Here is a 12731-nt window from a genome sequence, read left to right on the forward strand (position 1 = left end):
GGGCCCACGATGCGGCCCATGCGGGACTGCGAGCGATGACGAACGGCCCGGTTGCGCAAGCAGCCGGGCCGTTTCCTTTCGAGCGCGGCACTGCGATGTTCGCGGCACTGTTCGATATCTCCCGCACGACGTGCACAGGCTGCGCGGTGAGTTTCGGTGAGCTACATACAGCTGCCTGAATACGGGTGAGGGAACGTGAGTTCGCAACGCAGGCCGATCAATAAACTGCTACGCGATCGCACAGACTCGCCATGGCGTTTCGTTCTCTGCTGTCGCGAATCGACTCGCCAGCTGCGTTGTCGATCACCGCTGTCGTTCGTAACTGTCGAAACAGGATCTCGTCGTTGTCGGTTGGCCGGGCCAGCGCCCGGCCTCGTCGTTGGCACGGGCGTGACGCCGTTGTAATCGAAGGTCCTCGTCCTTCGACCGTCCCCGTCGTGCCAGCTTTGGCTAACGGAGGAACGGTCATGCCCGCAGATGCGCGTCGTCGTCTTCGCCTACATCCCCTCAGCCGCGGCATCGCCCAGGCGATCCCGCTGCTGATCGCCCTGCAAATGTTCGCCGGCCAGGCCCGCGCCGCGTGCACACCGGCCGTGCCGACCGACGGCGCCACGGTCAGCTGCACCGGCGTGCCGATCCTGCTGCCGCCGAATCCGAATAGCTTCCTCAGCAACGCCAACAACCTCGACGTCACCGTCCAGGCCGGCGCGATCATGAGCACGCTACCGGGCGGCACCGCGATGACCTTGGGCGGCACCGGCCTGACCCTCAACAACCTCGGCGCGATCGACGCCAATGCCGCCGGCTCACTGGTGCTGGCGCGTGCGCTCGCGGTCGGCAACCTGATCGCCCCGACCAGCGGCAATGTCGTCATCAACAACCAGGGGTCGATCGAAGGCACCTTCGACGGCACCTTCGGCCTCGGCGGCACGGCGATGCTGGTGGCCAACAGCGGCACCACCACCATCACCAACAGCGGCTCGATCGGGATGAGCGCGTTGGGTCTGTTCGATCCGGTCAATTCGGTCGCAGTCGCCATCTACGGCGGCGGCAACGTCAACTTCACCAACACCGGCACGATCACCGGCCGCGTCGCCTTCGCCAGTCCGGGCAGCGGCGGCAACGTCTTCGTCAACGCCGGCACGATCAACGGCAGCGTCTCGCTCGGCACCGCGCTCAGCAACGACACCTTCGTCGCGGTGACCGGCTCTTCGCTCAGCAACCCGCTGATTCCGCTGCCGCCGGTGACGATACCCACGCCGACCCTGCCGCCCGGGCTGCTGACTTTCGCCGCGACCGGCACGGTCGACGCCGGCGTCGGCGCAATCGACACCCTGGTGCTGCAGAACACCGTTGCCGGCCCGGGTTCGGGCACCGGCGGCAGCGGCTCGATCTCGGCGCTGCAATACCTCAACTTCGAAAACCTGACCGTCAACAGCGGCACCTGGACCTTGAGCGGCGCCGTGGTCAGCGACAGCGCGACCCTCAACGGCGGTTTGTCGTTGTTCGACAATGCGCTGTCGTTCGGTGCAGGCACCCTGACCGCGAACGGCGGTGCGATCCAGGCCTCATTGCCGGGGCTGACCCTGGCGCAGAACGTCAACCTGACCGGCGGCTTGATCGTGCAAGGCCCTAACAGCCTGAACCTCGGCGGCACCGTCAGCGGCGCCGGCGGCCTGATCAAGAACGGCACCGGCACGCTGTCGCTGCTCGGCAGCAACAACTTCAGCGGCGGCCTCGCGCTCAACGCCGGCGGTCTCACTCTCGGCAGCGCCGGCTCGCTCGGCACCGGCCTGTTCCTGGTCGGTGGCCCGGCGACGCTCAACACCGCCTTTACCGGCACCTTGACCAACCAGGTGCAGCTCAACGGCGCGCTGAGTCTCAATGGCGCCGGCACGCTCACGCTCGCCGGCAACGTCAATGGCGCCGGCAGTCTGACCCTCAACAGCGGCGCGCTGGCGCTGACCGGCAGCAACAATTACAGCGGCGGTACCGTGCTGCAGGCCGGTTCGATCGATGTCGGCAACAACAGCGCGCTCGGCACCGGCACCCTGACCGTCAACGGCGCCGGCTCGCTCACCGGCGCGGCCGGCGTGACCCTGACCAACAACGTCGTGCTCAACAACACCCTCAACTTCGGTGCCGGCGGCGGTGGCGGCGCGTTGACCCTCAACGGCACGATCAACGGTGCCGGCGGCATCAGCCTCGCCGGCGCGCCCGGGCTCACCCTCAACGGCAGCAACAATTTTTCCGGCGGCTTCAATCTCGGCGGCGGCGCACTGACGGTCGGCAGCAACACCGCTCTCGGCAGCGGCGCGGTGACCGTCAGCGGCGCCGGCACCCTGGACGCCAACACCGCGGTCAGTCTCGGCAACAACTTCAATCTCAATGCCGGGCTGGGCATCCTCGGCAGCAACGACCTCGCCCTCAACGGCAACCTCGGCGGCCTCGGCGGCCTGACCAAGAGCGGCGCGGCGACCTTGAGCCTGAGCAACGCCAACGCCTTCGCCGGCGGCATCAACCTGCTCGGCGGCGGACTCAGTGTCGGCACCAATACCTCGCTCGGCCTCGGTACCTTGACCGTCAACGGCGCGGCGAATTTCACCTCTACCGCGGCGGTCAACCTCGGTAACGCGGTGGTGCTGAATGCCGACCTCGGCATCGGCGGCAGCAACGACATCGGTTTCGGCGGCCTGATTTCCGGCGCCGGCGGATTGAACTACGGCGGCAGCGCCACCTTGAGCCTCAACGGCGCCAACGCCTTCGGCGGCGGCGTCGATCTGTCCAGCGGCAGCCTCAGCGTCGGCAACAACCTCGCCCTCGGCACCGGCGCGCTCGACGTCAGCGGCAATGCCGGCTTGAGCGCCGGCGTGCCCGGCATCGCGCTCGGCAACGCGGTCAACCTCGCCACCGGCACCACCCTCGCCCTGAGCGGCGCCAATGCGCTCGCGCTCAACGGCACCATCGCCGGCGACGGCGGTCTGTCGATCAACGGCAGCGGCGCTTTCACCCTCGGCGGAAGCAACAGCTTCGGCGGCGGCGTGTCGCTCGCCGCAGGCAATCTCCTGCTCGGCGCCGATGCGTCGCTCGGCACCGGCACGCTCGACGTCGCCGGCAACGCCAGCCTGGCCAGCACTGGCGCGGCCTTGAACCTCGGCAACGCGATCAACCTCGGTGCCGGTGCCGGGCTCACCCTCGGCGGCGGGGCTGATTTGAGTTTCGGCGGCACCATCGGTGGCGCCGGCTCGTTGATCAAGACCGGTGCCGGTGCAGTCTCGCTCAACGGCGCCAACAACTTCGGCGGCGGCTTCGACCTGCAGGCCGGCACGCTCAATCTCGGCACCGATACCGCGCTCGGCAGCGGCGCGCTGTCGGTCAACGGCGCGGCCACACTCAATGCCAGTACCGCGCTGAGCGTGAGCAATGCGATCAACCTCAACGCCGCACTGAGCATCGGCGGCGCCAACGATCTCGCCCTCGGCGGCACCATCGGCGGGGCCGGCGGCTTGAGTTTCAACGGCCCGGCCACGCTCACGCTGAGCGGCGCCAACGTCTTCAACGGCGGCGTCGCGCTCGGCGGCGGCACCCTCGCGGTCGGCTCCGACCTCGCTCTCGGCAGCGGCGCGCTCAACGTCGGCGGCAACGCCGGCCTGACCGCCAGCGCGCCGAACATCGCCTTGACCAATGCGATCAACCTCGGTGCAGGTACGACACTCGCCATCAGCGGTGCCAACGCGCTCTCGCTCGACGGCAGCATCGGCGGCGCGGGCGGCCTGGCGATGAACGGCGCCGGCACGCTCGAACTCGGCGGCGCCAACCTGTTCGGCGACGGCGTTGCGCTCAATGCCGGTACGCTCGGCGTCGGCAACAACCTCGCCGTCGGCACCGGCACGCTCAGCGTCGGTGGCGATGCCGAACTCACCGCGACCGCGCCTGCCATCGCCCTCGGCAATGCCATCACCTTGGCGAGCGGCGCGCAGCTGGGCATCGGCGGCACCAACGATCTCGCCCTCAACGGCAGCATCGGCGGCGCCGGCGGTCTGGCCTTCGACGGCAGCGGCACCCTGACGCTCGGCGCCGCCAACACCTTCGGCGGCGGTTTCGAGCTCGACGCCGGCACGCTCGCGCTCGGCAATTCCACCGCGCTCGGCAGCGGCGCGCTCAGCGTCGGCGGCAACGCCAACCTCAGCGCCGCGATCGCCGGCATCGATCTGGCCAACACCGTCAACGTCGACGCCGGCACCGCGCTCAGCGTGATCGGCAGCAACGGCCTGACCCTGAGCGGCACGGTCATGGGCAGCGGCACCCTGATCAAGGCCGGCAGCGCCGCGCTTACCCTCAGCGGCAACGTCTCCGGTTTCGCCGGCGGCCTGTCGGTGCAGGGCGGCACCCTCAACGTCAGCAATCCGATCACCGCCGGCTTCGCTTCAGCCGCCGGCACCAGCGCCAACTTCAGCGGCGGCGTCGACCAACTCAGTGCGACCGGCGCCATTGCCGGCGCGGTCGATCTCGGCGGCGGCGACGACCGTTTCTACAGCAGCCTGGCGAACCTCGCCGGCACCACCGGTTCGATCAACGCCGGCATCGGCAGCGACACCTTCGCGGTCGGCGGCAGCGGCGAGGGCAGCTTGCCCGGGGCTTCGTTGATCGGCTTCGAACAACTCAACCTCGCTGCCGGCGGCAGCCTGATCCTGCCCGCCGGCGGCACCGCCAACTTCGCCAACAGCGCCATCGCCGGCAACCTGGTGCTCAACGGCACGCTCGCCGGCAACGCTGCGGTCGCGGCGGGCGGCGCACTGATTGGGGACGGCGCGTTGACCGGTGCGTTGACGCTCGGCGGTACTCTCGCGCCTTCCGGCCTGGCCGGGGCGACGGGTGCGGCCGGCGGCAACGGATCGGTCGGCGCGTCGCTCAATGTCGCCAGCCTGATCGTCAATCCCGGCGCGACCCTGCAAGTGCGGCAGACCGGCGCCGGCGTCACCGACAGCGTGATCGTCGCGGGCACGGCGACCTTGAACGGCGGCCAGGTCGTGGCGATTCCGCAGGCCGGCAGCTACGCACCGGTCACCGACTATCGCATCGTCGATGCCGCGGCGATCAGCGGCGCCTTCACCGGCGTCTCGCAAACCGCCTTGCCCTTCCTCGATGCGACCCTGGTGACGATCGGCAACGACGTGTTCCTGCGCTTGAGCGAACACGATGTCGGCGGCAGCGGCATCCGCTTCAATCAGTTCCCCGGCCTCAGCGGCAATCAACAGGCGGTGGCCAACGCCTTGCAGACGATCGCGGACGCCAACAGCGGCCAATTGCCGATCCTGATCGCGGCTGCGCGCGGCCTCACCGCGGCGCAGGCGCCACGCGCGTTTGATACGCTCAGCGGCGAGACCTACGCCTCCATCGTCAGCGCCCAGCGCTACAACGCCGAGCAACTGCAACGCAGCGTCGCCCGCCAGCTCGACCGCGTGCGCGATGCCGGCGTCGAGGACGAGGACACCCTCGGCACCTTGTGGGCGTCCGCGTACGGCGGCCGCGCCGAGTTCGACGGCGAAGGCCTGGCCGGCATCGACAATTCGCTCGCCGGTTTCGCGATGGGCCTGGAAGGTTCGCCCGGCGCGAACTTCCGTTTCGGCGGCCACCTCGGTATGGCCCACTCGAAGATGGAGACCGACCGTCGCGACGACCAGGTCGAAGCCGATCTGTTCAATGTCGGCATCCAATGGTTGTATGCGCCGGGGGCGTTCTGGACCCAGGGCGCGGTCGGCTACAGCTATGCCAGCTACGACGCCGAACGCGAGATCGCGGTCGGCAGCTTCAACGCCCGCACCGATGCGCATTTCAGCGGCGACGGCGTGTACGGCATGCTCGAAGCCGGTTGGCGCTGGGACGGCGCGAGCCTGCGCATCGAACCCTTGCTCGGCGTGTACTACAGCAAGCTCGAAGCGATCCGTTTCAGCGAGCGCGGCGGCGGCGACGCCAACCTGGTCGTGAGCAGCGACAGTTTCGACGCCACCACCGCCGGCATCGGCGTGCGCTTCTCGGGCCTGCCCGGCCAGGGCGCGCGCAAGTGGCGGCCGACCGCGGACATCCGCTATCTGCACGACCTGCAGGACGATCGGCCGTTCGCGCGCAACGCCTTCGCCGGCGCGAGCGTGCCGGACTTCGGGGTCAACGGCTTCGTTGCCGAACGCAATCGCTGGAACGTCGGCCTGGGCTTGTCCTACCAGCTCAGCCCGGTCAGCAGTGGCTTCATCGAGTATCGCGGAGACATCGGCAGCGACGACCGCGCGCATTCGCTCAACATGGGCCTGCGCCTGGGCTGGGGCGGTACCCCGGCGGTCGCGGCCGCGCGCGCGGCGCCGTGGGCCGGTGCCCAGGCCGAAGTGGGCAGCGACGATCCGGCAGCGCCGGTTACGACGAGCTCGACTGCGAAGGCGGCTTCGTCGATGCCGGCCGTCGCGGTCGCCAGCGGCGCCGCCGCGGCCGCGTCGGCACCTTCGAGCAAAGGTGCGACCGCGCAAGCGGCGGCGGCGCCGGCGCGACCCGGCTATTGCCCGATTCGGCCCGCTGCTGTCTCCAAGGCTTCGGGCTCGATCGCCAAGGCCAAGTCGCGCGCTTCGCGGCCGATCTCCAAGAGCAAGCGTGTCGCCTCGCGCGGTACCGGCATCAAGGCGAAGCCGCGTCGCAGTGCGACGCGGCTCGCCGTCCAGACACCGCCTCCCGCCCCTCCGTCGGGTGCGGTGGCCCTGCCGTCGCACTGGTGCGACGAGGCTTCGGCCCGGGTCGAATAGACCGGACCGATGCATCAGCGTCCCCGGCAGGGGGCGCTACTGGCTCCGGTACGCTGGACCGGAGCCAGTAGTCGCTTTTATCGAAACGGCGGCTTCGCGCAGGCATCAGCGCAGCGCGGCCCGCAAGCGCGGCAGGCGCGCGACCAGCCAGCGGTCGAGTACGAACACGAGCAGTAGCGAGGCACCGAGTAAAGGCAACAGCAGGCCGCAGCCCACCGCGATGGCGACGACGGTCTTCGCCTGGGGCGGCGTCGAGGTGCGCGGCGCGCCGAGACGGCCGCGTGGGCGCCGCCGCCACCACATCCACACGCCGCTGAAACATAAGCCGACCACGCCCAGGCAGGGCAGCAGCATGACGAACTGGTTGGCGCGGCCGAAGTAGTTGCCCATATGCAACTGCACGCCGACTTCGACCGCCTGCGCCGCCCAGCCGTAATCGGCGAAGCCGGTGTCGCCGGCGACGCTGCCGCGATAGCGGTCGATCTGCACGCTGCGCTGGCCTTGCGGCCGGTCCGGGTAGACCACCGCCGAATAAACGCCATCGGCGCTTTGAGGCAAGGACAGGCGATAGTCGGCGACGAGTCCCTGCGCGGCGAGTGCGCGCACCGCGGCATCGATGCCGATGTCGCTCGCCGGCGACGGTGAAATGCCGGTATGCCCGCCGTGATGCGCATGCGCGGAGACCGGCATCGGCGCGTCGCGCAAGGTCCACGGCGTTTCGCCGATGGCTTGGGCCATGGTCGTGGGCGTTGCGGCCTGGGTGGTCGCGGCGGGGCCGTGGTGGCGATGCTGTTCGGGATAACCGATGCCGAGCGACTGCGTGCCGGCGCGCAACAGATCGCCCCACACCCCGGCCCAGGGCAGGCCGGTCAGGATCAGGAACACGATCAGCGCCGAGGTCCACACCCCGGTCGCGCCATGCAGGCTGCGCCAGAAGCCGCGTCCGCGCGCACGCAGATCGGGCCACAAGGCGCGATACCAGCCGGGGCCGGACGGCCACCACAGATACAGGCCGGAAGCGATCAACAGCAGCGCCCAGCACGCGGCCAGCTCGACGATGGCGTCGCCGACGCGGCCGAGCAGCAGAGAGCCGTGCAAGGTGTCGGCGAAACCGACCAGTGTGCGGGCATAGACGAAGGCGCCGTGGACGCGGGCAGTGCCGGGGTCGACGAACACCCGCAGCGGTGCGCCCTGTGCCGGCGTCACGAACACCTGCGCGGTGCGGCGCGGTTGCGAGGGCAGGTCGATGCGCGTCACCGTCCCCGGATACGCCGCCTGCACGGCCGCGATCAGGCGCGACGGCGGCAGCGAGGCGCGGCGTTCGGGGGCGAAGCGCAAATCGGCGTGGACCGTGTCCTCGATCTCGTCGTTGAACAGATAGATCGAACCGGTGATCGCCAGGATCAGCAGCAAGGGCGCGACGAACAGGCCGGCATAAAAATGCCAGCGCCACACCGCGCGATAGAGATCGTGACCGGCTGCGGACATGTCAGAACGAGTGCGAATAGGTCAGCTCCAGCGTGCGCGGCGCGCCGAGGTAGACCTGGGTTGCGCTGTAGCCCGACCACTGCGCATAGAAGGCGTTGCCGAGATTGCGCAGGCGCAGGCTGTAGCGGCTGGCGGACGAAGGTTCCCAGGCGACCGAGGCATCGGCGACGGTATGCGAACGGACCCGGTAGGCGTTGGCGTTGTCGGTGTAGAAATCGCCGACGTGGCGCAGGCCGAGGCCGAAGCTCAGGGGCAGGCCTTCGAGGCGATACCAAGCGTCGAGGCTAGCGTTGCGCTCGGGCACGTTCGAGGGGCGATTGCCGCTGCGGTCGATGCCGCCGGCTTCGAGCAGGCGGTCGAAACGCGCCGACAGCAAGGACGCGCTGGCGTCGATGCGCAGTCGCGAGGTGGCCTGCGCCGACAGAGAGAACTCGACCCCGCGCGAGGACTGACGGCCGTTCTGCACGGTCAGTGCCGGCTGCAATGGGTCGCGGGTCAGGATGTCGTCCTGGCGCAAGCGGTAGGCGGCCGCGGTCAGTTGCAGGCGATCGTCGAACCATCGGGTGCGCAGGCCGATTTCGATCGAGTCGCCTTCGCTGAGCTCGAAGGCGTTGTTGCGCTGGTTGATGGTCAGGAACGAGCTGACCGGCAACACCGCATTGCTGTACTGCGCATACAGCTGAGTGTCGGTGCGCAGATCGAACACACTGCCGAGCCGCCACGAGGTCGGGTTGAAGCGGCGGCGGAAACCGCTGCGCAAGCCGGTGTCGAGATCGACGCCATCGCGATCCAGCGAGATGCGCTCGTGGCGCAATCCGCCGACCAGCAGCCAGCGCGGGCTCAGGTTGATCGCGTCTTCGGCGAACAAGGCGGCGACGTCGACGCGGGTGCCGAAATCGTTGCGGCCATTGCGGAAATTGGCGGCGGTGTCGGCCGGAAAGCGGCCTCGCTCGTGCGCGGCCAGGTCGACCGGCGCGGCGCGGCCGAAGCGGCGCAGGTTGAAGAAGTCGGTATCGCTGTACTCCAGTCCCGCCGCGAACACGTGTCGACGCCCGGCCAGGCGGCCGTCGTGACGCAGGCTGAGGCGCTCGTTCCAGACCCGCTGCTCGTGGTGGATGCGGGCGCTGCTGCGGTCGAGCAGGCCGCTGGCGGCGTTGTAGCTGAAGTCCTCGGTGTTGTTCCAGCGGCGCTGCGCGTCGTAGACACTGAACTCGTTGCTGAGCGACCAATGCTCGTCGATGCGATAGTCCAGGCGCGAGCGCAGCCAGGTCGAATGCGCATCCATGCGGCCGTCGCCGACGTTGTAGTTGCGTGCGCGCGCGGCCCGGTCGATCGCCAGGCCGAAGGCATTGTCGACCAGCCCGCTCGGTGCGGTTGCCAGCGTGCGCGGCACCAGCGGCGTGCCGAAGTAAGCGGTGTCGAAATCGTCGCGCTGATCGTCGAGTGCGAGGGTGGCCGACAAGCGCTCGTTCGGGCGCCACAGCAGCGAACCGCTGAACGCCAGCGCCGCCGAGTCGGTGTCGTCGACGTGGCCGCTCGAACGATTGGCGCTGAGCACCGCGCGGATCGCCAGGCATTCGCTGAGCGGCAGGTTGCCGTCGAGGCCGAGGCGGGCGCTGCCGTGGCTGCCGTAGCCGAGCAGCAGTTCTCCGTTGCGCTCGTCGAGTTGCGCGCTCTTGGGCACGTAGTTGATCGCGCCGGCGAGCACGCCCTCGCCGTACAGCACCGAGGCCGGGCCCTTGAGTACTTCGATGCGCTCGAAGTTGAAACTGTCCCAGTTGCGCGAGGAGAAGCCCGAACTGGTCAGGCGCACGCCATCGAACAAGTAGGAGATCGCGCCGCTGGCGAAGCCTCGCATCGAGGCCACGCCCGGCTGCCCCGGCAGATTGCCGGCCATGACCCCGGGCATCGCACGCAGGGCTTCGACGCTGTCGCGCAAGCCGCGCGCTTCGATGTCGTGACGATCCAGCACGTCCAGCGTTGCCGGGATTTCATCCGGGTCCAGGCCGAGCCGGCTCGCGGTGGCGACCGAGCGCGCCGGCGCTGGCGCGGCGAGCACGCGGACCGCATCGAGGTCGACCGCCGCGGCGTCGGCGTGGGCGAGTTGGGGCGCGAGCGCCGCGGCGAAGCAGGCCAGGGCGAGGCAGGAGCGGTGGTGGTGACGGTGCATCTGCGGCATCGGGACTCGGAACGACGGCGGCGCGGCCGCACTGCAAGGTGGCGGCCACGGTCGCGGCGGATAGGGGGAGGCGGCGCTTGCAGCCGCCGGGCGCGCAGATGCTAGGCGAGGCAGTGGCGTAGCCGGCTGCGGCAAGTTGCCGCACTGCGCCTTCCGACCTGCGGTCGCGCCGCTCGCGTCCGCTGCGATGCATTCCGGCCTATGCTGGCGGCCCGCGCTGCAGGACTGGCGCGGCTCGCCCCGGCCTCGCGCCGCCCCGTTTGCCCGCCACGGTGACGCCATGACCCGAAAGATCGAAGGCCCCTTCGACGTGAAACTCAGCCCGGAGCCGGTGCACGACGCGGCCACGGGGAAATTCGGACGCATGGCGATCGACAAGCGCTTCCATGGCGAACTCGATGCGGCCAGCCGCGGCGAGATGCTCGCGGCGATGACCGAGGTCAAAGGCTCGGCCGGCTACGTCGCCCTGGAAAAAGTCGAGGGCCGCCTGGACGGACGCAGCGGCAGCTTCCTGTTGTTGCACCGCGCCCTGATGGTGCGCGGCGTGCCCGACCTCAGCATCGTGGTGGTGCCGGACTCGGGCACCGGCGAACTGCTCGGCCTGACCGGCACGATGGGCATCGACATCCGCGAAGGCGGCGCGCACTTCTATCGCTTCGAGTACGCGCTGCCCGAAGCCGAGTAGGCGAACGACGGACGCTGGTTTGAATCGTCGTGCCGGCGCGCCGCCGGTCCGGCAGGCACATCGCGCAAAGACGCCCGCGCGCGTCTCAAGCACCATCGACGGGACAATCCATCGCGGCCCTGCGAACGCCGTCGCGGCGCTTCCGTGCGAACGTGTGCGCCGATCCTCCTGCCTTGCCGGCCCCGCAGAGCGGGCGCCGCGACGCTGCATGGATCGGCGCTTGCATGCGCATCGCACCGCCTCGTCGCCGCCCTTCGGGCGAGGTCGCTCCGTCCGCTTCGTTCGTCTCGATAGTCCTTCCCCATGCGCCAGACCGCTGTTCTGCTTTCTGCTCTGTTGTTCGCTTCCGGCGCGCACGCCGCCGGTCGCGAGGCCTGCACCAACGGCCACACCCGGCTTCCTCCCACGGTCAATCTGCGCCTCGACAACGATCTGTTCGGCGGCCAGGACCAGGGCTATAGCAACGGCATCCAGCTGACCCTGGTCTCGCCGAACCTGGCCGACTACACCGACGACCCCTGCATTCCGCGCCTCGCGCGTTGGGTCAACCGTCGCCTGGATGCGCTGCAGCCCGAAGGCTTCGAACAGCGCAACATGATCGCGACCTTCGCCCAGGGCATCTTCACCCCGACCGACTACACCCGCGGCGACCTGATCGAGGACGACCGGCCGTACGCGGCGGCCTTGCTGGTCGGCCTGGGCTATAACGCCCGCAACGGCGATTACCTCCAGACCACGCAGCTGCAGTTCGGCCTGGTCGGGCCGTCGGCGTTGGGCAAGCAAGTGCAGAACGAAGTGCACAAGATGCTCGGCGACGAGACCTTCCGCGGCTGGGACCACCAGTTGCACGACGAACCGGTGTTCCGCATCGTCCACGAACGCATGCACCGCTATTCGGCCGGCGACGCCCATAACGGCCGTTGGGGCTGGGATGCGATCGGCCATTACGGCGGCAGCTTCGGCAACCTGGCGACCTATGCCAACGCCGGCGCGGAACTGCGTTTCGGCCTGCGCCTGCCGGACGATTTCGGCAGCACCCCGCTGCGTCCGGCCGGCGAGAACACCGCGCCGACCCAGCACTACAACACCGGCAACCGACGTTTCGGCGCGCACCTGTTCATGACCTTCGATGCGCGCTGGGTGTTGCGCGACATCACCCTGGACGGCAACACCTTCCGCGACAGCCACAGCGTCGACAAGCGGCCGCTGGTGGCCGATGTCGGCTACGGCCTGGCGGCGATGCGCGGGCGCTGGAAGTTCGCCTTGGCGCGGTATCACCGGACGCGGGAGTTCGAGGGGCAGAGGCAGACGCCGGTGTTCGGGAGTTTTACCGTGAGTCGGGCGTTTTGACTCACAGGATGCAGTTGCCTCCACTGTAGGAGCGGCGTGAGCCGCGACCGCGGGACGCGCAGAGACAACAACGCCGATGTTGCAGCATTGAAGCGGTGCACCGTCGCAGGGTAGGAGCGGCGCAAGCCGCGACCGCGCTGTTTCTGTCTCGCGGCGTATCGCTCAAGCAAGATCAAGATCAAGATCAGGGTCAAACGCTAAAAGCTTCCGCCACTAAAGCGGCGGGTTACTTTCTTTTGTC

The 12731-nt window shown here is 69.2% G+C and carries 5 protein-coding genes; 3 read left to right on the forward strand and 2 right to left on the reverse strand.

The genetic code is table 11. The annotated features are described in order from the left end of the window. Nucleotides 1-467: 467 nt before the first annotated feature. Nucleotides 468-6788 carry an autotransporter domain-containing protein gene (locus ACKN61_RS03630; protein ID WP_408952359.1) on the forward strand — a complete coding sequence of 2107 codons (6321 nt, stop codon included), beginning with the start codon at nucleotides 468-470 and terminating at the stop codon, nucleotides 6786-6788. A gap of 105 nt (nucleotides 6789-6893) precedes the next feature. Here ACKN61_RS03630 and ACKN61_RS03635 read toward each other — a convergent pair whose 3' ends face one another. Both ACKN61_RS03635 and ACKN61_RS03640 read right to left on the reverse strand, forming a co-directional pair. Next, a complete protein-coding gene (locus tag ACKN61_RS03635; protein ID WP_408952360.1) occupies nucleotides 6894-8276 on the reverse strand; it encodes a PepSY-associated TM helix domain-containing protein in 1383 nt (460 codons plus the stop codon). Between the two features lies 1 nt (nucleotide 8277). Next, on the reverse strand, nucleotides 8278-10455 hold the full coding sequence (locus tag ACKN61_RS03640; protein ID WP_408952361.1) for a TonB-dependent receptor: 2178 nt from the start codon (nucleotides 10453-10455) through the stop codon (nucleotides 8278-8280). A 280-nt stretch (nucleotides 10456-10735) separates the two neighbouring features. Here ACKN61_RS03640 and ACKN61_RS03645 point away from each other — a divergent pair, with 280 nt between their 5' ends. Both ACKN61_RS03645 and ACKN61_RS03650 read left to right on the forward strand, forming a co-directional pair. Further along, nucleotides 10736-11140, forward strand: a complete 405-nt coding sequence (locus ACKN61_RS03645) for a DUF3224 domain-containing protein (protein ID WP_408952362.1) — start codon at nucleotides 10736-10738, stop codon at nucleotides 11138-11140. 303 nt (nucleotides 11141-11443) lie between these two features. Further along, nucleotides 11444-12490, forward strand: a complete 1047-nt coding sequence (locus tag ACKN61_RS03650) for a lipid A deacylase LpxR family protein (protein WP_408952363.1) — start codon at nucleotides 11444-11446, stop codon at nucleotides 12488-12490. Nucleotides 12491-12731 lie beyond the last annotated feature (241 nt).

The organism is Lysobacter sp. Hz25, assembly GCF_046097045.1.
Lineage (GTDB): Bacteria > Pseudomonadota > Gammaproteobacteria > Xanthomonadales > Xanthomonadaceae > Lysobacter > Lysobacter antibioticus_B.

Bases quoted from the DNA above. Each gene is read 5' to 3' on its own strand.
- ACKN61_RS03630 (WP_408952359.1), top strand. From the start codon at position 468: ATGCCCGCAGATGCGCGTCGTCGTCTTCGCCTACATCCCCTCAGCCGC.
- ACKN61_RS03635 (WP_408952360.1), bottom strand. From the start codon at position 8,276: ATGTCCGCAGCCGGTCACGATCTCTATCGCGCGGTGTGGCGCTGGCAT.
- ACKN61_RS03640 (WP_408952361.1), bottom strand. From the start codon at position 10,455: ATGCCGCAGATGCACCGTCACCACCACCGCTCCTGCCTCGCCCTGGCC.
- ACKN61_RS03645 (WP_408952362.1), top strand. From the start codon at position 10,736: ATGACCCGAAAGATCGAAGGCCCCTTCGACGTGAAACTCAGCCCGGAG.
- ACKN61_RS03650 (WP_408952363.1), top strand. From the start codon at position 11,444: ATGCGCCAGACCGCTGTTCTGCTTTCTGCTCTGTTGTTCGCTTCCGGC.